The following is a 21,174-nucleotide window of genomic DNA, read 5'->3' on the forward strand; positions in this document are numbered from 1 at the left end:
CGCGGCAGCCGAACCCCTTCAACTCCCGTGAAGGAGCACCCTCAGCATGACTGAGATCAACGTGTCCGGTCCGCCCGTTGAGGCGCCGGAAGAGGACAAGAACGCTTCTGTCCTGCCGTTCAAGCTCAAGAAGGCCCCCGCCCCGGCGCCCACCGAGCACGCGCCGGCACCGGAGGTGAAGCCGGGTGAGTGGGAGGCCGAACTCCCCGACACCGAGGACCCCGAGGCCGAGGGACTGACCGAGGGCGCGAACGTCGACCCGCCGAAGGAGGCGTATCCGCCGTCCATCACCGAGTGGATGGAGGAGCGCGACAAGGTCCGCCAGCCCGTTTTCCCCGAGTGGGTGAAGCTGCCTGACCAGCGCAAAGCCGTCCGTAAGTGGGCGGTGCGGCACTACTCGACGATGCTCGGCTATCACGCCTGGCGCCTGCCGTGCGTCTACACGCCCAAGCTGGTCGCCTACAGCCCGCGCGGTGCCTGGCGCTGGTCGTCGGCGGTCGGCCGCTGGGTGTTCGACACCGAGGGGCGGGCTCTGCGTCTGGCGTCGGTCCTCGATGAGGACGCGGCGACGTATCTGAAGCTGTCGCGTCAGCGGGACGCGAGGGTACGGATGCGCTCGATCATCGCGACCGTGTCCAGCGCCGTCGGCCTCACGATCGCTCTGCTGCTGTGGGTGATGGCCCCCACGTGGCTGCTCGCCCTGTGCATCGTCACCCTGACCACGGGTTTCGGTCTCGGGGGCACGCCTGCGGACAAGCCGCTCATCGACCGCGCGAAGGTGACGTTCCGCAAGCGCAAGCTGTCCTCGGACATCGTGATCCGCGCTCACGAGGCAGCGAAGCTGACCACGAAGGACCAGACGATCGCGTTCCCGCGGCCGATCGGCCGGGACGGGGACGGCTGGCGCGTGGTCGTCGACCTGCCCTATGGCATGACCTTCGAGGACGCCCTCAAGGCGCACTCGCGCCTCGCGTCCGGCATGGACATCGCCCCCACCCAGCTCTTCATGGACAAGGACGAGACCAGCGGCCGGCGCGTCTCCTACTGGATCGCCGACCGTGACCCGCTCGCCGTCCCGTCCGGGAAGACGCCGCTGCTCGGGGCCACCAGGGTGGACTTCTGGAAGCCGTTCCCCTGGGGTGTCGACGAGCGCGGTACCCCCGTGATGGCCACCATGCTGTGGCTGTCGCTGCTGGTCGGCGCGGTGCCGCGGCAGGGCAAGACGTTCTCCGCCCGCACCATCGCACTCGCCGCCGCGCTGGACCCGGACGTGCGCCTGATCGTGTTCGACGGCAAGGCGTCCCCGGACTGGCGCTCCTTCGCGAAGGTCGCCCACCGGATCGGCTTCGGCATCGTCCCCCGCGACGGCTTCGACCCGGTCATGCACCTGGTCAACGCCCTGATGGAGCTGAAGGCCGATGTGGAGGACCGCTACCACCGGCTGTCCGAACTGCCCCTCCACATCTGCCCCGAGGGCAAGCTGACGCCGGAGATCAGCCGGGACCGGAAGCTGAACATGCCCCTCACACTCGTGGTGGTCGATGAGGTGCAGGAGTACTTGCAGCACCCCACCCACGGCAAGACCATCCTTGACCTGCTCGTCTACCTCGCCCGGGTCGCCCCGGCGGTCGGCGTGTCGGTCATGAACTCCACGCAGAAGCCCGACGACACCGCGTGCCCGAGCGTGCTGCGTGACCAGCACCAAGCCCGCTTCTCCCTGCGCGTCGGCTCCTACCACGTCTCTGAGGTGGTACTCGGGGCCGGTTCCTACGGGGAGGGCCTGGACGCGTCCAAGCTGCTCAAGTCCCACAAGGGCGTGGGCCTGCTCAAGGGCATGACGGACGACTCCGGGATCGTGCGCACCTACCTGGCCACCGGCCGCGACGCGGACACCATCCTGGACCGGGCCCGCGCCCTACGCGAGGACGAGGGCACCCTGTCCGGCGATGCTGCGGGCGAGGCCAGCAAGACGCGCAGCGCTGACGCGATCCTCGACGACACCGCCGCCGTCCTCGGACGCAGCGAGGACAAGGTGTGGTCGGAGACCGTCGTCGACCGCCTCGCCGAGTTCGCCCCCGCCGTCTACGGCGAGTGGAAGGAGCTGGAGGGCCGGGCCAAGGCCGACCAGCTCGCCGCCGCGCTCAAGCCGTACGGCATCTCCACGGGCCAGGTGTGGGGCAAGACCGAGGACGGCAAGGGCGCCAACCGGCGCGGCATCGAGCGTCAGCACATCATCGACGCCGTCACGCAGCGCAACAAGAAGCGGGGCGACAAGTAGGGCCGAGGGGCCGCTAGGTCTAGCGAGCAAGGTCGCTAGACCTAGCAACCTCGCTAGCGACCCAAAGATGCCCTGATCAGGTCGCTAGCACCTAGCAACCCACCTGCGGAAACCCCGAAAACCTGCCCAGAGAGGCCATCATGCCCCTTCCCCTGCTCGCTAGCGTCCTCATCGTTCTGTTCACGCTCGGTTACGCCGGAGTGTGTGCGGCCTCCCCCTGGAAGTCCTGCCGCCGCTGCGAGGGACTCGGCTTCCAGCTCACCTACACCCGCCGCGGCAAGCCCAAGCGCGGCAAGCACTGCCGCCGCTGCGACGGCCACGGCATCCGCATACGCGCCGGCCGCCACCTCTACAACCTGTGGGCCCGCACCTACCGCGCGGGCCGCGCCGCCGACGAAGCCGCCGCCAAGACCACGGGGCCCGCGAGGCGGAAGACGCCGACCGCATGAGGGCGCTGGTTCGCCTCGCGCTCGTGGGCGTCGCCCTCGGTCTGCTGCTGTCCTCCTGCCCCGCCCACTGAAGGGAGCACCGCCGTGGCGGTCAACCTCTCCGCGATCCTCCTGTTCGGCATCGCGGCCGTCTTCATCGTCAGGGCCAAGGCCGGAGGCATCGGCCCCGCCATCGTCCTGTTCCTGCTCGGGTTCTTCACCGCCGGAACCGGCGCGGACGAGCCGATCCGCAGCCTGTGCGCCTCCGTCTTCAACTTCCTCGCCAGCCTGCGCCCCTGACAGGAGACCCCGCCGTGAACCAGCCCACCCCCTACCGTCCGACCGAAACGGCCGACTCGGTCCACTACCCCACCCCGATACCGGCCCCGACGCCGATCGTTCCCGTTCAGCCGGGCCAGATCCCCGCCGTCCAGAGCGTCGTCCTGCCCGACGGGCGTGTCGTCACCGGCTACGCCATCGACGCGGCCAAGCCCGAACCGGTCGCCGCGAAGCCGCCCGTCTCGCGGGCCGCGGTGAACATCGCGCTCGGTGGCGTCGGCTTCGCCGCCGTGTGCGGCGGACTGCTGATGCTCACCACGTTCATCGCCGCCCTCACCGCGCTCATCACCCAGCTCATCATCCTGGCCGCCGTCATCTTCGGCGGCTTCATCGCCGTCCAGCTCTTCGCCGGATCGCGCGGCGCGACCACGGTCAACATCCGCAAGGCCGTCATCAAGCGCAACCACTTCCACACCTGACCGGAGGCATCGCATGAACCACCCCCAGAGCCCGGTAGCGCTGGCCGACCAGGCTGCCGAAGCCGTCCGCGCCATCAACCACACCACCCGCACGCCCGGGGCGGACTGGCAGTACCCCAGCGACGCCTACAGCCTGATCGGGACGCTCGCACACCTGTCGCGGATGCTGCCGCAGGCCATCACCCAGGCGCTTCAGCCCGTAACCGACGCACACCAGGCCGACCGGCTCACCGTGGACGGCGGCAAGGACCCCGACCAGGCCGCGTCCTCCGCCGTCCAGATGGCGCGCGTCGCGATCGGCCGCGCTCAGCGTCTCACCGGAGCCCTCGACCAGGTCCACTCCGCCCTCAGCCCGCTCGGCTACGACACCAGCGACGACGAGGACGAGTTCGCCGACTGCCCCAATTGCGCGGCGGAGGACGACGACGGCGAGGTCTACCCGCACTGCTGCGGGTGCGGCGCCGACGGCAGCGGCGAACGCCCCGACTGCACCTGCGCCTAGCTGCGCCCGGGGCGGGCGCCATCTCTTCCACAAGCCGCGCCCGCCCCGGGTTCTCCCATCCCTCCAAGAGAGCAGGAGACGCCCATATGAGTCCTCCCCCCGCACTGCGGCTCGGCTCGCTGTGCACCGGATACGGCGGCTTGGACATGGCCGTACAGGAAGTGTTCGGCGGCTCACTGGCCTGGGTCGCGGACAACGACGCCGGGGCCAGCCGCATCCTCGCCCACCATCACCCCGGGACACGGAACCTGGGCGACCTCACCGCCGTCGACTGGGCCCGCGTCGCTCCCATCGATGTGCTGCTGGGCGGCTATCCGTGCCAGCCGTTCAGCTCCGCCGGCAAGAGGAAGGGAACCGCTGATGAGCGGCACATCTGGCCCGACATCGCCCGTGCCCTTGGGGTTCTACGACCCCGTCTCGCGGTGTTTGAGAACGTCGCAGGGCACCTTTCTCTCGGATTCGACACCGTGCTTGGAGACCTTGCCGCCCTCGGGTTCGATGCGCGGTGGTGCACTCTTCGCGCATCTGACGTGGGAGCGGCTCATCAGCGAAGGCGGCTCTTCGTCCTCGCGTGGCCTGCCGACCCCGGCAGCACGGGACTTCAAGGGCGGCGGGCAGCGCGGGCAGCTTCCGACCGCCGTCACCTCGCTCCTGCCGACCCCGTCGACCTCGGAGAACACCGGAGCGGGACACGCGGCACAGGGCGGGATGAACCTGCGGCACGTCGTCTCGCTGCTGCCGACGCCGTTGGTCGGGGACTCCAAGGGTGCCCGTCAGGCGACGGCGCCGAACCCTCGCAGCAGCTCACCGACGCTGACGGACCTGACGTTCAGCGGGGCACTGCTGCCGACCCCGCGGGCGTCGGAGAACGAGAACCGGCAGAGGCGGCGTACTCCGTCACAGGAAGCGGGCACGCACGGCAAGTGCCTGGCTGCGGAGGTGGGCGAGTTGCTGCCGACCCCGGCCGCGTCAACGTGGCCGAGCAACCGTTCCCCGAGTCCGGGAGCGGCGGTGCGGCCCTCCCTGCACCAGGTCTCGGAGTTGATTGGGGACCGTACGCCGAAGCGATCGCGCGGTGGGAAACGGTCCTCCAGCGTCCCGCACCCGGGCCAGTTGACGCTGTGGGACGGCTGAGCCCCGCCTTCGTCGAATGGCTCATGGGCCTGCCCGCCGGGCACGTCACCGCCGTCCCCGGCCTCTCCCGCTCCGCACAGCTCAAGGCGCTGGGCAACGGCGTAGTGCCGCAACAGGCCGTTGCCGCGCTCCGCTTCCTCAGCCCCGCCGCCCTAGCCACCCGCACCGCCGCCTGACACACGCCCGGGGCGGGCGCCATCTCTTCCACAAGCCGCGCCCGCCCCGGTTCTCCCATCCCTCCAAGAGAGCAGGAGATACCCCAGCATGACCCATCCCGCCCTGATCCGGCGAGACCACCTCAGCACCGCCCTGCGTCTCGCGGCCGACGGCCTGCCCGTCCTGCCGCTGCGCCGGGGCAAGGTGCCCTTCGCCAACTGCCCCACCTGCCTGTACACCTCGTGCGGCGGGCGCCCCCACATGAAGAACCCCGGCCCCTGCCGCTGCCCGCACCCGTGCCACGGCTGGGCCGCCGCCACCACCGACCCGTTCACGCTCAACTCTCCCCAGTGGGCGGCAGCGTGGCGTGAGACGGCGGGGGTCGCCTACCACCCGGGCGGCGCGGGCCTGACCGTCGTCGACCTCGACCACGCCGACGCCGTCACCTGGGCCCGCGAGACCCTGCCGGCCACCCGGACCGTGCGCACCACACGCGGACAGCACTGGATCTACCAGGGCACCATGACCTCCGCGAACGGCGTCCGCGACGGCGTCGACATCAAGTCGACGATGGCCTACGCCCGCTGGCGCGGCCCCGGCACCGGCACCCTCACCGAGCTGCCCGACGCCGTGCGGGCGCTGACCGTGAAGACGCCCACCATCTACCAGGCCCCGTGCATCGACGCGCTGCCCGCACGAGCCGTAGGGGGCGCCTGTAAGCACCGCACGCCCGCGTTCCTGGAACGCGGCATCGCCATGGCCGTGGAGCGCATCAGCGAGGCGTCCAGCGGCATCCACGCAACCGTGTACGCCATGTTCCTGGCCGTGCTCTCGACGCACGGCCGGTGCGGCTGCCTCACCGAGGACCACACGGCGCGGCTGTTCGCCGCCGCGCAGGCCAAGGGCGAGAGCCCCCGGCACTGCGCCGACGCGTGGAACAACGCACGCACGAGGTTGGGACTGTAGCCATGTCCGAGGACGACAAGACCCCGGCCCGCGAGGTCATCGCCGACTACGCGCAGGAGCGGTTCCGCTACTTCCGCACCGCCGACGGCACGGTCTACGCGCAGAAGAACGGCCACCCCGTCGCCCGCCCCATCCGCTCCCAGGGCACGACGGGGAGCCACCGCCAGGAACTCATGGTCGGCCTGTTCAAAGACGGGGTCGGCGTGTTCAACGGCACCGCCCTCAAGGAGGCGCTGGACTTGATCGAAGCACTCGCACTCAACGAGACCACCCAGAGCGTGCACATCCGCGTCGCCCCCGGCTTCGACGGCGCGACCTGGCTGGACCTCGGACGCAGCGACGGCCAGTCGGTGCGCATCCACCCCACCGGATGGGACATCCGCGTCCCCGACCCGCGTGAGGTGTGCTGGCGGCGCACCCAGCTCACCGGTGAACTCCCCCTGCCGGAGAAGAACACCGACGGCAAGGGCATCGACCTGCTGTTCCGGCTGTGCAACTTCGTCAACGCCGAAACCGAATGCCTCGCCATGGCCTGGCTGGTCGGCTGCCTGGAACCGTCCGTCCCCGTCCCCGCCCCGTTCCTGACCGGACCGCAGGGCGCGGGGAAGTCGACGGCCGGCCGGATGCTCATCCGCATCGTCGAGGGCATGAGCAGCGACCTGCGCCGCGCCCCGAAGGACGAGGAAAACCTGATCGCGGCCGTCGCCGCGGGCTGGGTCACGGCGCTGGACAACCTCTCCCACATGACCCCGGACCTGTCCGACGCCATGTGCTGCATCGTCACGGGCGCCGAGTCCGTCAAGCGGGCCCTGTTCACCGACGGAGATGTCTTCCGCGCCCGCTACCGCCGCCCGCTCCTGCTGACCGGTATCGACGTGGGTGTCATCCGGCCCGACCTCGCCGAACGCCTCCTGCCGCTCCGGCTGGAACGGCCAAAGGTGCGGCGCACAGAAGCGGAGCTGTGGACGGAGTACGCGCAAGTCCTGCCCGTCGTGCTCGGCTCGCTGCTGGACCTGACCGTCAAGGTCCGCGCCGCGTCGGCGGAGACGCCGACGGATCTGCGCATGGCGGACTTCGCGCACCTGTGCGCGCAGCTCGACACCGCGATGGGTCTCGGGGCGCTGCCCGCCTACCGGGCCGGACTCGACGACCTCAACGACGACGTGATCGAGGGCGACCTCCTCGCGCAGACCGTGCTTGCGTACGCGGCCGACATGCAGCCCGGGGAGCAACAGCGGATGACTTCCGCGGAGTGGCTGCACCTCCTCACCCGGCTCTACAGCGGCGAGGACAGCCGCCCACTCCCGAAGGGCTGGCCGACTACCGGAAAGGTCCTCTCCGACCGCCTCAAGCGTCTTCAGCCCACCCTCGCCGCTCGCGGCCTGAACGTTGACTGGGGACGCACCCGCGAGGCCCGCTACATCGAACTCACCGAACCCGCCCCGGCACCCGGCCCGCAACAGGGAGCCGCGTTCTGATCCCGAGGTCACCGCACAACAGCAAGAGGAGCACCCGGCGCGACACAGCGACGCGTGCTCCTCTTGCTGTTCGGTGCGCAGCGCCCCCCCAAGACGCGCCGCGCAGCGGCTCCTTCTTCACGCTCTGAGCCGCGCACAACAACAGACACCACCCCCCTCTTTTCCTAAGTAAGAAGGCTCTGCGTCACCTGCGTCACAGCCGACGGAAAACGGCCCCTGAACTGCCAGAACAGGCGTGACGCAGAAACGATCGGCTGCGTCATCGTGCGTCACCTGCGTCACACCCCCGTGTCACAGACGACGAAGCCGTGACGCAACGGTGACGCACCCCATCCACCCCACGTCACGCAAACACACAGGTCAAAGGCCCAAATGACGCACGTGACGCCGTGACGCAGAAATCCGAACCTCGGACACAGCCGCGCACAACCGCACCCCGAATCACCCAGGTATGGAGACTCCAGCATGAGCACGCCTACCCGGCGCCGCCGCACTCAGAAAGACGAGTTGATCCCCCTGCCGGAAGTTCTGGAAGAACTCGGCATCAGCCGCCCGACTTGGTACCGCTGGCGTGACCGTGGCCTCACCCCCGAGGCCCGCCGCACGCCGTCCGGCCGCATCTGCGTACGTCGCAGCGTCCTGGACGCCTTCAAGGACGAGTTGGAGGCCGCGTGACCGAGTGGAGCTACACCGTTAAGTTCTGGGCCATCCGAAAGCGCAGCTACCGGAAGCCGTACCAACTGCGTTGGATGGTGGGCACCCGCGAACACGCGGAATCGTTCCTCACCCAGGGCTTGGCCGACAGCCGCAGGTCGGAACTCATGACGGCGGCCCGGAAGGGTGAGCCGTTCGACGTGGAGAGCGGCCTCCCGAAGTCCATGGTCGACCAGAAGCGTGACATCTCCTGGTACGAGCACGCGCGCAACTACATCGCGATGAAGTGGGACGACTCCCCCGGCAACACCCGGCGGACGTTGGCCGAAGCCATGGCGACCGTGACGCCGGCGTTCGTGAAGGACACCAAGGGCATGCCCGATGCCCGGACCGTACGGAGCGCTCTGTACGGGTGGGCGTTCAACAAGAACCGGTGGGAGGAAGAGCCTCCGGCCGAGGTGGCACAGGTGCTCGCATGGTTTCAGCGGAAGTCACTACCCATGTCGGCCCTCACGGACCGGCTGTTGGTGAAGGCCGCGCTCAGGGCCCTGTCCAAGCGGCTGGACGGAAAGACGGCGGCCCCGGGGACGATCAGTCGCAAGCGCGCGATCTTCTACAACTCCCTTGAATTCGCGGTCGATGCCGAGTTGCTGACGGACAACCCGTTGGACCGCGTCAAGTGGAAGGCGCCCGAGCAGGTTACGGAGGAAGTGGACCCGGCATGCGTCCCGAATCCGGCGCAAGCCGCCAAGCTGCTGACCGCCGTGCGTGACCAGAGCAAGCGGGGGCGCCGACTCGCTGCGTTCTTCGGCTGCATGTACTACGCCGCCGCGCGGCCGGCGGAAGTGATCGGCCTACGGGTCACGGACTGCGATCTCCCCCGGCAGGGGTGGGGCGTGCTCCGGCTCCATGAAACCCGTCCCCGATCCGGTACCGCATGGACAGACAGTGGTGAGGCGCACGAGAAACGGGGCCTGAAGCACCGCCCGCGGAAGGCAGTGCGGCCTGTGCCGATTCCGCCGGAACTGGTCGCGCTCCTGCGGTGGCACCTCACCGCGTACGGCACGGCGCCAGACGGCCGCGTCTTCCAGACGCTGCGGGGTGGACTCGTGCAGGACACCGGATACGGGGAGGTGTGGGCTGAAGCGCGGTCGCGCGCTCTCACGCCAGCCGAGTTCCACTCTGCACTGGCGAAGCGGCCTTATGACCTTCGTCACGCCGCAGTGTCTACCTGGCTCAGCTCGGGCGTGGAACCACAGCTCGTGGCTGAGCGGGCGGGCCACAGTGTGGCGGTCCTGTTTCGCGTGTACGCCAAGTTCCTGAAGGACGGTGACGACGCGGCCAACGCCAAGATCTCCGCCCGATTGGAACGGAGCGTCTGACGCGGCGGAAATCCCGTCCGCGCTCCGTCCGCAGAGTCCGAGACGGGGCGTTCGAACGCGAGACAGGGTGAGACACCCCGCCCCTCGGGGCGGCGTATGGCAAGAGGCCCGTGACCTGCTGATATCGCAGGTCACGGGCCTCTTGTTCCCGTGTGGCGGCGCCAGGATTCGAACCTGGGAAGGCTGAGCCGGCAGATTTACAGTCTGCTCCCTTTGGCCGCTCGGGCACACCGCCGGGGTTTGCTGCCCTTCGAGCCGCTTTTCCGCGGCGCTCCGTGGCAACGACGTAAACAATACCTGATGCCGAGGGGTGCTTCGCCACCCGATTGATCGGCGCTCGGAAGGCCGGGGGTGGCTAGGCTTGTCCGGATGCGGCCCGGGACCTGAACGGGCCCTGCGGCCGCCCCCACACGCCGGTACGCACGATACGCACCCCGATACAAGGAGCCACAGGACATGGCCGACTCCAGTTTCGACATCGTCTCGAAGGTCGAGCGGCAGGAGGTCGACAACGCACTCAACCAGGCCGCCAAGGAGATCTCGCAGCGCTACGACTTCAAGGGCGTGGGTGCCTCGATCTCGTGGTCCGGGGAGCAGATCCTCATGGAGGCGAACTCCGAGGACCGGGTGAAGGCCATCCTCGACGTCTTCCAGTCCAAGCTGATCAAGCGGGGCATCTCGCTGAAGGCTCTGGAGGCGGGCGAGCCCCAGCTCTCCGGCAAGGAGTACAAGATCTTCTCCTCGATCAAGGAGGGCATCTCCCAGGAGAACGCGAAGAAGGTGGCGAAGACCATCCGCGACGAGGGCCCCAAGGGCGTGAAGGCGCAGGTGCAGGGCGAGGAGCTGCGGGTCAGCTCCAAGAACCGTGACGACCTGCAGGCCGTCATCGCCCTGTTGAAGGGCAAGGACTTCGACTTCGCCCTGCAGTTCGTGAACTACCGCTAGGTCCGGCCCTCCGGCCTCGCGCTCGCGCGGACATCAGAAGGGTGGGCACCGCCGGTGCCCACCCTTCTCGTCTGCCGGCTGCCGTCGGCGGCACCTCGGCGGACCCGTCAGTCGCGCGAGTTGCCGAACAGGAGGCGGTAGGCGATCAGGAGAACGAGCGATCCGCCGATCGCCGCGGCCCAGGTCGTACCGTCGTAGAAGTCCTTGGTGATCGGGTGGTCCATCCAGCGGGCGGAGATCCAGCCGCCGATGAACGCGCCCGCGATGCCGATCAGGGTCGTGCCGATGAGGCCGCCCGGGTCACGCCCCGGCAGCAGGAACTTCGCGATGGCTCCGGCCAACAGTCCCAGGATGATCCAGCTGATGATGGTCATGCCGTGAACCTGCCCTTTCACGCTGTGCCCGCACTGTCCCGGCCGTGTGATCTTGCTTTCGGCAGGCAGGGGCCTGTGCGTCGTACGCCTGGCGTCCCGCGCGCGGCCTCCTCGCCTCGCACGTTCACGCCGTCTTGGTGGGGAGGACGCTTCGGCCACGCCCGCCGGTTGCACCGATCAGTAGGGTGCGACTCATGACCGCCACCGGCCCTGGCCTGCGCCGTACCCTCGGCGTGGGCGATGCCGTCGTCATCGGACTCGGCTCGATGGTAGGAGCGGGGATCTTCGCCGCCCTCGCGCCGGCCGCGCACGCCGCCGGCTCCGGGGTGCTCCTCGGGCTGGCCGTCGCCGCTGTGGTCGCGTATTGCAACGCCATGTCGTCTGCTCGCCTCGCCGCCCTGTATCCGGCCTCGGGCGGTACCTATGTGTACGGGCGGGAGCGGCTCGGGGAGTTCTGGGGTTGTCTCGCGGGCTGGTCCTTCGTGGTCGGGAAGACGGCCTCCTGTGCGGCGATGGCCCTCACGGTGGGCACGTACGTCTGGCCGGAGCAGGCGCACGCGGTGGCGGTCGCCGCCGTGGTGGCACTGACTGCGGTGAACTACGGCGGCGTCCAGAAATCCGCCTGGCTCACGCGGGTGATCGTGGCGCTCGTCCTGTCTGTCCTCTCGTGTGTGGTGGTCGTGTGCCTGGTATCCGGGGACGCCGATGCCGGGCGGCTGGACATCGGGGTCTCGGGTGGGGCGGACGGCGTACTGCAGGCGGCCGGTCTGCTGTTCTTCGCTTTCGCGGGGTACGCCCGGATCGCGACCCTCGGCGAGGAGGTGCGGGATCCGGCGCACACCATTCCGCGTGCGATCCCACTGGCGCTGGGCATGGCCCTGGTGGTCTACCTGTGTGTCGCGGTGGCTGTCCTTTCGGTACTGGGGTCGGGCGGTCTCGGGGCCGCGACGGCGCCGCTGGCCGATGCGGTACGGGCGGCCGGGGCGGCCTGGCTCGTGCCGGTGGTGCGGGTCGGTGCCGCCGTGGCCGCGCTGGGTTCGCTGCTGGCTCTGATCCTGGGGGTGTCGCGGACGACGCTGGCGATGGCACGGGACCGGCATCTGCCGAGGGTGCTGGCCTCCGTGCATCCGCGGTTCCAGGTGCCGCACCGGGCGGAGCTGGCCGTGGGTGCGGTGGTCGCGGTCCTGGCCGCCACGGTGGACGTCCGGGGCGCGATCGGGTTCTCCTCCTTCGGCGTGCTGGCGTACTACGCCGTGGCCAACGCGTCGGCCTGGACCCTGTCTTCGGCGCCTTCGGCAAGGGTGGTGCCGGCGGTGGGGCTGGCCGGGTGTGTGGTGCTGGCTTTCGCCCTGCCCAGGGTGTCGGTGGTCGTGGGCGCGGGGGTGCTGGTCGTGGGGGTGGTCGCCTACGCGGTGCGGCGATGGAGGCGGGCAGGGGCCGCCGGGGCGGGGGAACAATAAGACCGGCCTCCACAATCGGCCCGGGCCTTCAGGAGCCACGCGGCTCCGGCCTTTCGCGGCCTCCCGGCTCGGGCCCTGCACGGTGTTTCGCCGCGGGTGCTCCGGCAGCTCTCATCGGGGCGTAGGGCTCGGGACTCGGAGTACCGTACGCCCCGCGGGTGTTGTGAGTCCCGGTCGTCACTCGGGTCGGCAACTGCTCGATCGCGGTCATGGGTTCATCATGCAGGCCGCCGCTGACAGTCGGACGGGCCTGTGGACAACCCCCGGCCTGTGGACAACGGAGGGTCGGCGCCTCTTCGTCAGCGCGCCGCGAACGGCTCGTTCGTCCGCACGATGTCCCGGCCGAGCGGGAGCAGCGAGACCGGGATGAGCTTGAAGTTGGCGATGCCCAGCGGGATGCCGATGATCGTGACGCACAGGGCGATGCCGGTGGCGATGTGCCCCAAGGCGAGCCACCAGCCCGCGAGCACCAGCCACAGCACGTTGCCCACGCAGGACGGCGCGCCCGCGTCACGGCGCTCGATCGTCGTGTACCCGAAGGGCCACAGCGCGTAGACGCCGATGCGGAACGCCGCGATGCCGAACGGGATGCCGATGATGGTGATGCAGAGCAGCAGGCCCGCGAGCATGTAGGCGAGGAACAGCCAGAAGCCGCTCAGCACGAGCCATATGACGTTGAGTATGGTCCTCACTGGTTCCCACCTGCCATCTTCTCGAGCCGGGCGATTCGTTCCGCCATCGGCGGGTGCGTGGAGAACATCTTCGAGAGGCCCTGACCGGGCCGGAACGGGTTCGCGATCATCATGTGACTGGCGGTCTCGATGCGCGGCTCGGGTGGCAGCGGGAGCTGCCTGGTGCCGAGTTCGAGCTTGCGCAGGGCGCTGGCCAGGGCGAGCGGGTCGCCGGTGAGCTGGGCGCCGGAGGCGTCCGCCTGGTATTCCCTCGAGCGGCTGATGGCCAGTTGGATGAGCGAGGCGGCGAGGGGGCCCAGGAGCATGATCAGCAGCATGCCGAGCAGACCGGGGCCGTCGTCGTCGTCCGAGCGTCCGATGGGGATCAGCCAGGCGAAGTTGACCAGGAACATGATGACGGAGGCGAGGGCGCCGGCGACCGACGAGATGAGGATGTCGCGGTTGTAGACGTGGCTGAGCTCGTGGCCGATGACGCCGCGCAGCTCGCGCTCGTCCAGCAGGCGCAGGATGCCGTCGGTGCAGCACACCGCGGCGTTGCGTGGATTGCGGCCCGTGGCGAAGGCGTTGGGTGCCTCCGTCGGGGAGATGTACAGGCGCGGCATGGGCTGGCGCGCCTGGGTGGAGAGCTCACGGACCATGCGGTAGAGCGCCGGGGCCTCGAACTCGCTCACGGGGCGGGCGCGCATCGCGCGCAGTGCCAGTTTGTCGCTGTTCCAGTACGCGTACGCGTTGGTGGCCAGTGCTACCAGGACGGCGATGACGAGCCCCATGCGGCCGAAGAAGCTGCCGATGACGATGATGAGTGCGGACAGTCCTCCGAGGAGTATCGCTGTCCTGAGCCCGTTGTGCCGGCGGTGCACGGTACGCCCTCCAAGTCGTGCGGCAGGGGGACCTTCGCTTGCTGAATCTGCGGTCCACTGATGCCGCGTTCTCACGTCCAGTGGACCCTCCCGTACTGGTCAACGCCAGGCGGGGGGCTCAAGTTCCCTGGTGCGTGCGGCAGCGAGTGTGGACCGTCCGGGTGACGGCGCCGACAGCGGCACGCGCGCGTGGGGGCGAGTGCCCCGCACGCGCGCGGTGTAAGCGGCCGTCTTGCCGGTGGGGCCGCATCCGGAACGAGGGTTCAGAAGAGCCCGGTGTCGGTGAAGCGCAGAACCAGCTGGGGTGCGCCGGACAGGGCGATGCCGAGGACGCCGGTCAGGGCGATCGCGGCGGTGACCGGTCCGGGGACACGGTGCTTGTCGGGTTCGCCCTCGGGGGCGCGGAACAGCAGGGCCGTCCACTGGAGGTAGTAGAACAGCGCGATGACGACGTTGACGGCCATGACCACGGCAAGCCAGCCGAGGCCGGCGTCGACGGCCGCCGAGAAGACGGTGACCTTGGCGAAGAGACCGATGATGCCCGGCGGCAGTCCGGCGAGGCAGAGCAGGAAGAACGCCAGGAGCAGTGCGGACAGGGGGCTGGAGGTGTACAGGCCGCGGTAGTCGGCGACTCGGTTGAGGGTCTTCGTGCGGCCTACGAGCGCGGCCACCGCGAAGGCGCCGAGGTTCACGGCGCCGTACATCAGGGCGTAGGCGACGGTGGAGCCGATCGACTTCTCGGCGTCCCCCGAGTACGCGGCGGCGGCGATCGGGACCAGGAGGTAGCCGGCCTGGCCGACGGAGGACCAGGCGAGCAGGCGTACCGCGCTGTACGCGCGCGTGGCCTGCTGGCGCAGCGCTCCGGCATTGCCCACGGTCATGGTGAGCGCGGCCAGGGCTGCCAGGGCGGGGCCCCAGACGTCGGCGTACGACGGGAAGGCCACGACCGTGACGAGGATGAGGCCGCTGAAGCCGACCGCCTTGCCGATGACCGACAGGTAGGCCGCGATCGGCAGGGGTGCCCCCACATAGGTGTCGGGCACCCAGAAGTGGAACGGCACGGCGGCGGTCTTGAAGGCGAAGCCGACGAGGGTGAGCACGACTCCGGTCTGGGCGAGGGTGTGGAACTGCCCGTCGACGTTCTGGATGCGGTCGGCGACCTGGGTGAGGTAGAGGGTCCCCGTGGTGGCGTACACGAAGCTGATGCCCATGAGGCTGACCGCGGTCGCGGTGACCGAGGACAGGAAGAACTTCAGCGCCGCCTCGGAGGACTTCCGGTCGCCGTATTTGAGGCCGACCAGTGCGAACGCAGGCAGGGAGGCGACCTCCAGGGCGACGATCAGGGTCGCGAGGTCGCGGGAGGCGGGCAGGAGGGCGGCGCCGGCCGCGGAGGACAGCAGCAGGAACCAGTACTCGCCTTCGGGGAGGTTCTTGCGGGCGTCCTTCAGGGCGGTGACCGACAGGAGGGCGGCGAGGAGGGCGCCGCCGAGGACCAGGAACTGGATGACCAGGGTGAAGCGGTCGGCCGTGTAGCTGCACACGGTGGCGTCGCCGGTCAGGCAGAAGGTGCTGCGGTCACCGTCCAGGAGGGGCAGCAGCATCAGCGTGGCGGCGGCCAGTCCCGTCACCGATGTCCAGCCGAGCAGGGCCTTGCGGTGTTCGGCGACGAACAGGTCGGCCACCAGGACGACGAGTCCGACGACCGCCGCGATGGTGGGTGGGGCGATCGCGAGCCAGTCGACGGACTGGACCAGCGACGCCGCCAGGGTCTGGGCCGGGGAGCTCATCGGGTGCCTCCTGCGAGGAGCTGCTGGACGGCCGGGTCGCTCAGGCCGAGGAGGGCCCTGGGCCACAGACCCGCGACGACGGTGAGGGCCACGAGAGGGGTCCACGCCGCGAACTCGTAGGAACGGACGTCGGGAAGCGTCGGGGCGTCCTGGGGCTGGGCGCCCATGCAGACGCGGCGGACCACGATCAGCAGGTACGCGGCTGTCAGGAGCGTGCCGAACGCGCCGATCGCCATGAAGGTCAGGAAGGCCGCGCGGTTGAGGCCCTCGGCGGGCCGGAACGCACCGAACAGGGCCAGCATCTCGCCCCAGAACCCGGCCAGGCCCGGCAGGCCGAGCGAGGCGACGGCGGCGAAGGCGAGCAGGCCGCCGAGGCGCGGGGCCTTGCCGTAGAGGGCGGCCCCGGTCTCTTCGGCGAGGGCGTCGAGGTCGGTGGTGCCGGTACGGTCCTTCAGGGCGCCGACCAGGAAGAAGAGCAGGCCGGTGATGAGGCCGTGGGCGATGTTGGCGAACAGGGCGCCGTTCACGCCGGTCGGGGTCATCGTGGCGATGCCGAGCAGGACGAAGCCCATGTGGCCGACCGAGGAGTAGGCGATGAGGCGTTTGAGGTCGCCCTTCGCCCCCTGCTTGGCCAGGGCCAGGCAGGCCAGGGATCCGTAGATGATCCCGACGACGGCCAGGGCGGCGAGGTAGGGCGCGAAGGTGCGGAATCCGTCGGGCGCGATGGGGAGCAGGATCCGGACGAACCCGTACGTACCCATCTTCAGCAGCACGCCGGCGAGGAGGACCGAGCCGACGGTGGGCGCGGCGGTGTGGGCGTCGGGCAACCAGCTGTGCAACGGCCACATCGGCGTCTTCACCGCGAGCCCGATACCGATCGCCAGAACGGCGATGAGCTGCACGGATGTGCTCAGCGACCGGCCGTTGTCAGTGGCGAGTGCCATCATGTCGAACGTGCCCGCCTTGATCCCGATCAGGAGCAGGCCGAGCAGCATGACCACGGAACCGAGCAGGGTGTAGAGGATGAAGCGCCAGGCGGCCTGGCTTCGTCTCTCCCCGCCCCAGCGGGCGATGAGGAAGTACATCGGGATGAGGACCATCTCGAAGGCGAGGAAGAACAGCACCAGGTCGAGGACGGCGAAGGTCGCGAGCGTGCCGCCTTCGAGGACGAGCAGCAGGGCGACGAAGGCCTTCGGGGTCGGGCCTTCAGGCATCTTGAAGTACGAGTAGAGCGCGCAGAGGAAGGTCAGCAGCGCGGTCAGTACCAGAAGGGGGAGGGAGATGCCGTCGATGCCTAGGTGGATGCGTACGTCGAGTGCGGGGATCCAGCTGATGTCCGTGCCGGCCTGCATCTTCGACGGCTGGTCGTGGTCGAAGCCGAGCGCGAGGACGATCGCCGCGATGAGGATCGCGCCGGTGACGGTGACGCCGTGCCGGAGCACGGCCTGCTCGGGTGACTTTCCCTTCAGTCCGGGCGGGGCGGGCAGGAGAGCCGCGACGGCGCCCAGGAGCGGGCCGACGACGACGAACGCCAGAAGGAACTGCATCACGGACTCGTTGATATCGATCACGCCTGCTCACGCTCCCGTGGCGACGAGGACGGCGGCGACCGCGAGGACGACGGTGCCGGCGAGCAGCGCGCTCACATAGGTCTGGACGTTGCCGGTCTGGGCACGCCGTACGGCGGCGCCGAGCCAGCGGGGCAGCGCACCCGCTCCGCGGACGTAGGTCTCGACGACCTCGCGGTCGAGGAAGCTGACGAGGCTCGCCCCGGCTCGGACCGGACGGACGAAGAGGGCCGTGTACACGGCGTCCAGGTGGAATCCGGCGGCCGCGTGTCGGTGCAGCGGGCCGAGGAGCAGCCGTCCCGGGTCGGCGGGGTCCGGGGCGTAGGCGATGTCGCCGTAGGCCGGCTCGTGGGTGGCGATGGCTTCGGCCTCGACCTTGGCCGCGTCGCCCTCGGGGTGGGCCGCGACGGCGCCCAGCGGGACCCGGGCCGCGAGCGCGGTGGTGTGCCGCCAGGCGGCGTAGGTGACGATGCCGCCGACGAGGGCCAAGCCCGTTCCGAGGACGGAGGTGGTCAGGGTCGGGCCGAGGTCGCGGCCGTCGAACCAGTCGGGCAGCAAGCGGAACGTGAACCCGCCGAGGGCCAGGGACGGCACGGCGAGGACCCACAGCACGACGGTCATCGTCAGGGGCTGCCTGCCGTGATCGGGGGCTTCGGTACCCCGGCCGCGGAAGGCGAGCAGCCACAGGCGCATCGCGTAGGCGGCGGTGAGTACGGCCGTGAGCAGACCGGCGACGAGGACGAGCCAGCCCGCGGCGGCGGGTGCGTGCTCGGTGTGCCCGGTGACGACGTGCTCTGCGACGCCGAGCACGGCCTCCTTGGAGAAGAAGCCGCTGAAGGGCGGGATCGCGGCGAGCGCGAGCAGCGCCACGGTCATCGTCCAGTAGGCGTCGGGGATGCGGTCACGCAGGTTCCGCATGCGGGACATGGCGGCGAGCGAGTTGGTGCCGGCGGCGTGGATGATCACGCCGGCCGCGAGGAACAGCAGCGCCTTGAAGGCGCCGTGGGACAGGAGGTGGAAGACGGCGGCACCGCGGTCGCCGACGGCGAGGGCGCCGGTCATGTAGCCGAGCTGGCCGATCGTCGAGTAGGCGAGGACGCGCTTGATGTCGTCCTGGGCGAGCGCGGCGAGCGCCGAGCCGGTCATCGTGACGGCGGCCATGATGGCGAGGACGACCATCGCGGCCTGCGAGGCCTCGAAGACCGGGAGGAGACGGGCGATGAAGTAGACACCGGCGGCGACCATCGTCGCGGCGTGGATCAGTGCGGAGACGGGGGTGGGGCCCGCCATCGCGTCGGGGAGCCAGGTGTGCAGTGGGAACTGCGCCGACTTGCCCGCCACGCCCGCGAGAAGCAGCAGGGCGATCAGCGTCGGGTGGTCGAGCCCGCCGCCGGCGACGGTGCCGAGGATGCGGGTGATGCGGAACGAGCCCGCGTCGGTGGCCAGGGCGAACAGACCGATGAGGAAGGGGACGTCGCCGAGCTTGGTGACCAGGAAGGCCTTGAGGGAGGCGGCGCGGGCCTCCGGGGTCTCCCAGTAGTGGCCGACGAGGAAGTAGGAGCAGATGCCCATGACCTCCCAGCCGATCAGCAGCACGATCAGGTCGCCGGAGTAGACGACCAGGAACATCGCGGAGGTGAACAGGGAGACGAGGGCGGCGTAGGAGGGGTAGCGCGGGTCGTCGCGCAGATAGCCCGTCGAGTAGATCTGCACGCAGGAGGCGACCAGGCCGACCAGGACGGCGACGAGGGCGGCGAAGCCGTCGATGTGCAGGGCGAGCTCGATGGGGACCGAGCCGGTGGGGGTGAGTTCGGTGGCCGAGTCGACGGCCGCTCCGCCGCCCTGGCGTACGGCGACCAGCGCGGCGAGCACCAGGGAGGTGAGGGTCGGCAGGACGGCGAGGGGACGGGCGAAGCCGGGTGCCGTCCGGCCCAGCAGCAGGCCGGCGGCGGCGCCGAGGAACGGAAGGAGGGGGACGAGAGCGGCGAGGGTGGTCGTGGTCACGCGGTGGCCTCAGCCTTCTGGGCCTCGTCGGACTGCTCGCCCGGGCGGGCGTCGTGGCCGGGGTCGTCGGGGTCGTGCGGTTCGGCGGTGTCGCGGAGCCTGTCGATGTCCGAGGTGCCGCGGTTGCGGTGGACGGCGAGGACGATGGCCAGCCCGATGCCGATCTCGGCGGCGGCGATGGCGATGGTGAAGAGGGTCAGGGCCTGACCGGAGTGCAGGTTCTCTTCGGCGGCCTTGCTGAGCCAGACGTCGAAGGCGACCAGGTTGAGGTTGACGGCGTTGAGCATGAGCTCGACCGACATCAGGACCAGGATCGCGTTGCGGCGGGCGAGGACGCCGTACAGGCCCGTGCAGAAGAGCAGGGCGGAGAGCACGGCGGGGTAGGCGAGGTGCATCAGCGGGCACCTTCCTGCTCGGAACTTTCCGAACTCTCCGTGACAGTTCGGGAACTCTTCGTGACACTCGGTGCGTTCACGGGGGGAGAGCTCGACTCCGCCTTCGCCTTGCGGGACAGGACGATGGCGCCGACCAGGGCGGCGAGGAGGAGGACGGAGAGGGCCTCGAAGGGGAGCACCCAGTTCTGGAAGAGACTCGCGCCGGTGGCCTCGGTGGAGCCGGCGGCGGGGCCGTCGAGGTCGATCCAGGTCGTGCGGAAGGCATCGACGACGACCCAGACCAGGGCGGCGGCAGCGGCGACGGCCACGGCGAGGGCGGCCCAGCGGTTGCCGGAGTCGGCATCCGGGGAGCGGCCGATGGGGGCTCTGGTGAGCATCAGACCGAACAGGAGGAGGACGACGACCGAACCGACATAGATGAGGACCTGCACCCAGGCGATGAACTCGGCGGTGAGCAGGAGGTACTCGACGGCGAGGCCGCCGAGGGTGACCACCAGCCACAGGGCGGCGTGCACCAGCTGCCGGGTGGTGACGGTGACGAGGGCGGCGCCGAACGTCACCAGGCCGACGAGGAGGAAGGCGATCTCGACGCCGGTCGGGGAGAGGAAGCCGTGGGTTTGTGCGGCGGCCCCGGTGGTCGGGCCGGCCGTGAGGAGGGCGGCGCTCGCGGCGAGGGTCATTCCGAGCCCTCCTGCCCCGGCTTCGGCTGGTCGGTCTGCTGCTTGGAGTCGCCCTGCGGCCGGGTGGGCTGCTCCGCGGCGCGGGCCTGCTCGTCGGCGTGGGGTTCGGTGGCCGGCGGGGCCTGCTGGGCGGCCAGCTTGTCGGCGGCCTTGCGGGCGGCGGCGAGTTCCTTCGGTTCTTCCGCGCCGGGGTCGAGAGCCGGCGGGGCCGGGACGGTCCACATCCACTCGCGGAGCTTGTCGCGCTCGTGGGTGAGGTCGCGGATGTCGGTCTCGGCGTACTCGAACTCAGGGGACCAGAACAGGGCGTCGAAAGGGCAGACCTCGATGCAGATACCGCAGTACATGCACAGGGAGAAGTCGATGGCGAAGCGGTCGAGGACGTTGCGGCTGCGCTCGCGGCCGCCCGGGGTCGCCGCCGGAACCGTCTCCTTGTGGGAGTCGATGTAGATGCACCAGTCCGGGCACTCGCGGGCACAGAGCATGCAGACCGTGCAGTTCTCCTCGAACAGGCCGATCACACCGCGGGTGCGGGGCGGGAGGTCGGGCTGGGCGTCGGGGTACTGCGCGGTGACGGACTTCTTCGTCATCGTGCGGAGGGTGACGGCCAGGCCCTTGGCGAGGCCACTGCCGGGGATGCGGGGCCGGGAGGGCGGGAGCGAAGCAGCCATGG

22 protein-coding genes, 1 tRNA gene and 1 pseudogene are annotated in these 21,174 nt (G+C 70.0%); 14 read left to right on the forward strand and 10 right to left on the reverse strand.

The features are described from left to right. The first annotated feature begins 46 nt into the window (after positions 1 to 46). The 12 genes and pseudogenes from ACFCXS_RS02720 to ACFCXS_RS02775 all read left to right on the forward strand — a co-directional run bounded on the left by ACFCXS_RS02720 (position 47) and on the right by ACFCXS_RS02775 (position 9,736). Positions 47 to 2,278 (forward strand): cell division protein FtsK, encoded by a 2,232-nt coding sequence (locus ACFCXS_RS02720; protein WP_376641181.1) that lies wholly within the window; start codon positions 47 to 49, stop codon positions 2,276 to 2,278. A gap of 140 nt (positions 2,279 to 2,418) precedes the next feature. Then, positions 2,419 to 2,727 carry a hypothetical protein gene (locus tag ACFCXS_RS02725; RefSeq protein WP_376641183.1) on the forward strand — a complete coding sequence of 103 codons (309 nt, stop codon included), beginning with the start codon at positions 2,419 to 2,421 and terminating at the stop codon, positions 2,725 to 2,727. An 84-nt stretch (positions 2,728 to 2,811) separates the two neighbouring features. Further along, a complete protein-coding gene (locus ACFCXS_RS02730) occupies positions 2,812 to 3,006 on the forward strand; it encodes a hypothetical protein (protein ID WP_376641185.1) in 195 nt (64 codons plus the stop codon). A gap of 14 nt (positions 3,007 to 3,020) precedes the next feature. Continuing rightward, the gene (locus ACFCXS_RS02735; protein WP_376641187.1) at positions 3,021 to 3,464 is read left to right on the forward strand and encodes a hypothetical protein; all 444 of its coding nucleotides are present in this window, start codon (positions 3,021 to 3,023) and stop codon (positions 3,462 to 3,464) included. Between the two features lie 13 nt (positions 3,465 to 3,477). After that, positions 3,478 to 3,966 (forward strand): hypothetical protein, encoded by a 489-nt coding sequence (locus tag ACFCXS_RS02740; protein ID WP_376641188.1) that lies wholly within the window; start codon positions 3,478 to 3,480, stop codon positions 3,964 to 3,966. 146 nt (positions 3,967 to 4,112) lie between these two features. Then, positions 4,113 to 4,481 (forward strand): annotated as a pseudogene (locus tag ACFCXS_RS02745) (DNA cytosine methyltransferase); the annotation flags it as partial. Continuing rightward, positions 4,465 to 5,100, forward strand: coding sequence for a hypothetical protein (locus tag ACFCXS_RS02750; RefSeq protein ID WP_376641523.1), 636 nt, complete (start codon positions 4,465 to 4,467; stop codon positions 5,098 to 5,100). The pseudogene ACFCXS_RS02745 and the gene ACFCXS_RS02750, both read left to right, overlap by 17 nt. Beyond that, a complete protein-coding gene (locus ACFCXS_RS02755) occupies positions 5,088 to 5,276 on the forward strand; it encodes a hypothetical protein (protein ID WP_376641524.1) in 189 nt (62 codons plus the stop codon). Before ACFCXS_RS02750 ends, ACFCXS_RS02755 begins: the two co-directional genes overlap by 13 nt. Positions 5,277 to 5,364: 88 nt before the next feature. Beyond that, complete coding sequence (locus tag ACFCXS_RS02760; RefSeq protein ID WP_376641190.1) at positions 5,365 to 6,222, forward strand: bifunctional DNA primase/polymerase; 858 nt, start codon at positions 5,365 to 5,367, stop codon at positions 6,220 to 6,222. 2 nt (positions 6,223 to 6,224) lie between these two features. After that, on the forward strand, positions 6,225 to 7,700 hold the full coding sequence (locus ACFCXS_RS02765) for an ATP-binding protein (RefSeq protein ID WP_376641192.1): 1,476 nt from the start codon (positions 6,225 to 6,227) through the stop codon (positions 7,698 to 7,700). A gap of 465 nt (positions 7,701 to 8,165) precedes the next feature. After that, positions 8,166 to 8,375: a helix-turn-helix transcriptional regulator gene (locus tag ACFCXS_RS02770; RefSeq protein WP_376641194.1), complete on the forward strand. Its 210-nt coding sequence runs from the start codon at positions 8,166 to 8,168 to the stop codon at positions 8,373 to 8,375. Next, complete coding sequence (locus tag ACFCXS_RS02775; protein WP_376641196.1) at positions 8,372 to 9,736, forward strand: tyrosine-type recombinase/integrase; 1,365 nt, start codon at positions 8,372 to 8,374, stop codon at positions 9,734 to 9,736. Before ACFCXS_RS02770 ends, ACFCXS_RS02775 begins: the two co-directional genes overlap by 4 nt. 153 nt (positions 9,737 to 9,889) lie before the next feature. On the opposite strand, the gene ACFCXS_RS02780 is transcribed toward ACFCXS_RS02775, so the two are convergent. After that, positions 9,890 to 9,971, reverse strand: a tRNA-Tyr gene (locus ACFCXS_RS02780). Positions 9,972 to 10,192: 221 nt separating this feature from the next. Here ACFCXS_RS02780 and ACFCXS_RS02785 point away from each other — a divergent pair. Continuing rightward, a complete protein-coding gene (locus tag ACFCXS_RS02785) occupies positions 10,193 to 10,681 on the forward strand; it encodes a YajQ family cyclic di-GMP-binding protein (RefSeq protein ID WP_031108414.1) in 489 nt (162 codons plus the stop codon). Between the two features lie 107 nt (positions 10,682 to 10,788). Here ACFCXS_RS02785 and ACFCXS_RS02790 read toward each other — a convergent pair whose 3' ends face one another. Continuing rightward, on the reverse strand, positions 10,789 to 11,055 hold the full coding sequence (locus ACFCXS_RS02790; RefSeq protein WP_184559247.1) for a GlsB/YeaQ/YmgE family stress response membrane protein: 267 nt from the start codon (positions 11,053 to 11,055) through the stop codon (positions 10,789 to 10,791). Between the two features lie 194 nt (positions 11,056 to 11,249). Here ACFCXS_RS02790 and ACFCXS_RS02795 point away from each other — a divergent pair, with 194 nt between their 5' ends. Then, a complete protein-coding gene (locus ACFCXS_RS02795) occupies positions 11,250 to 12,515 on the forward strand; it encodes an APC family permease (RefSeq protein ID WP_376641199.1) in 1,266 nt (421 codons plus the stop codon). A 299-nt stretch (positions 12,516 to 12,814) separates the two neighbouring features. Here ACFCXS_RS02795 and ACFCXS_RS02800 read toward each other — a convergent pair whose 3' ends face one another. The 8 genes from ACFCXS_RS02800 to ACFCXS_RS02835 all read right to left on the reverse strand — a co-directional run bounded on the left by ACFCXS_RS02800 (position 12,815) and on the right by ACFCXS_RS02835 (position 21,172). Then, positions 12,815 to 13,207, reverse strand: coding sequence for a YccF domain-containing protein (locus ACFCXS_RS02800; protein WP_376641201.1), 393 nt, complete (start codon positions 13,205 to 13,207; stop codon positions 12,815 to 12,817). Next, entirely contained in the window at positions 13,204 to 14,067 is an 864-nt protein-coding gene (htpX, locus tag ACFCXS_RS02805; RefSeq protein ID WP_376641203.1) for a zinc metalloprotease HtpX, read from the reverse strand. The genes ACFCXS_RS02800 and htpX overlap by 4 nt, the downstream gene beginning before the upstream one ends. Positions 14,068 to 14,330: 263 nt before the next feature. Then, positions 14,331 to 15,854: an NADH-quinone oxidoreductase subunit N gene (locus tag ACFCXS_RS02810; protein WP_376641205.1), complete on the reverse strand. Its 1,524-nt coding sequence runs from the start codon at positions 15,852 to 15,854 to the stop codon at positions 14,331 to 14,333. Further along, on the reverse strand, positions 15,851 to 17,425 hold the full coding sequence (locus ACFCXS_RS02815) for a NuoM family protein (RefSeq protein ID WP_376641206.1): 1,575 nt from the start codon (positions 17,423 to 17,425) through the stop codon (positions 15,851 to 15,853). Before ACFCXS_RS02815 ends, ACFCXS_RS02810 begins: the two co-directional genes overlap by 4 nt. Before the next feature lie 6 nt (positions 17,426 to 17,431). Then, positions 17,432 to 19,426, reverse strand: a complete 1,995-nt coding sequence (locus tag ACFCXS_RS02820) for an NADH-quinone oxidoreductase subunit L (protein WP_376641208.1) — start codon at positions 19,424 to 19,426, stop codon at positions 17,432 to 17,434. Beyond that, positions 19,423 to 19,821, reverse strand: coding sequence for an NADH-quinone oxidoreductase subunit NuoK (nuoK, locus tag ACFCXS_RS02825; RefSeq protein ID WP_376641210.1), 399 nt, complete (start codon positions 19,819 to 19,821; stop codon positions 19,423 to 19,425). The genes ACFCXS_RS02820 and nuoK overlap by 4 nt, the downstream gene beginning before the upstream one ends. Beyond that, a complete protein-coding gene (locus tag ACFCXS_RS02830) occupies positions 19,821 to 20,501 on the reverse strand; it encodes an NADH-quinone oxidoreductase subunit J (protein WP_376641212.1) in 681 nt (226 codons plus the stop codon). The genes nuoK and ACFCXS_RS02830 overlap by 1 nt, the downstream gene beginning before the upstream one ends. Continuing rightward, a complete protein-coding gene (locus ACFCXS_RS02835; RefSeq protein ID WP_376641214.1) occupies positions 20,498 to 21,172 on the reverse strand; it encodes a 4Fe-4S binding protein in 675 nt (224 codons plus the stop codon). Before ACFCXS_RS02835 ends, ACFCXS_RS02830 begins: the two co-directional genes overlap by 4 nt. Between the last annotated feature and the right edge of the window lie 2 nt (positions 21,173 to 21,174).

The organism is Streptomyces sp. NPDC056373 (genome assembly GCF_042262425.1).
Classification (GTDB): Bacteria; Actinomycetota; Actinomycetes; order Streptomycetales; family Streptomycetaceae; genus Streptomyces.

Coding starts and splice junctions, on each gene's coding strand:
- ACFCXS_RS02720 (WP_376641181.1), top strand. CDS start 47: ATGACTGAGATCAACGTGTCCGGTCCGCCCGTTGAGGCGCCGGAAGAG.
- ACFCXS_RS02725 (WP_376641183.1), top strand. CDS start 2,419: ATGCCCCTTCCCCTGCTCGCTAGCGTCCTCATCGTTCTGTTCACGCTC.
- ACFCXS_RS02740 (WP_376641188.1), top strand. CDS start 3,478: ATGAACCACCCCCAGAGCCCGGTAGCGCTGGCCGACCAGGCTGCCGAA.
- ACFCXS_RS02750 (WP_376641523.1), top strand. CDS start 4,465: ATGCGCGGTGGTGCACTCTTCGCGCATCTGACGTGGGAGCGGCTCATC.
- ACFCXS_RS02760 (WP_376641190.1), top strand. CDS start 5,365: ATGACCCATCCCGCCCTGATCCGGCGAGACCACCTCAGCACCGCCCTG.
- ACFCXS_RS02765 (WP_376641192.1), top strand. CDS start 6,225: ATGTCCGAGGACGACAAGACCCCGGCCCGCGAGGTCATCGCCGACTAC.
- ACFCXS_RS02770 (WP_376641194.1), top strand. CDS start 8,166: ATGAGCACGCCTACCCGGCGCCGCCGCACTCAGAAAGACGAGTTGATC.
- ACFCXS_RS02785 (WP_031108414.1), top strand. CDS start 10,193: ATGGCCGACTCCAGTTTCGACATCGTCTCGAAGGTCGAGCGGCAGGAG.
- ACFCXS_RS02790 (WP_184559247.1), bottom strand. CDS start 11,055: ATGACCATCATCAGCTGGATCATCCTGGGACTGTTGGCCGGAGCCATC.
- ACFCXS_RS02795 (WP_376641199.1), top strand. CDS start 11,250: ATGACCGCCACCGGCCCTGGCCTGCGCCGTACCCTCGGCGTGGGCGAT.
- ACFCXS_RS02810 (WP_376641205.1), bottom strand. CDS start 15,854: ATGAGCTCCCCGGCCCAGACCCTGGCGGCGTCGCTGGTCCAGTCCGTC.
- nuoK (WP_376641210.1), bottom strand. CDS start 19,821: ATGCACCTCGCCTACCCCGCCGTGCTCTCCGCCCTGCTCTTCTGCACG.
- ACFCXS_RS02830 (WP_376641212.1), bottom strand. CDS start 20,501: ATGACCCTCGCCGCGAGCGCCGCCCTCCTCACGGCCGGCCCGACCACC.
- ACFCXS_RS02835 (WP_376641214.1), bottom strand. CDS start 21,172: ATGGCTGCTTCGCTCCCGCCCTCCCGGCCCCGCATCCCCGGCAGTGGC.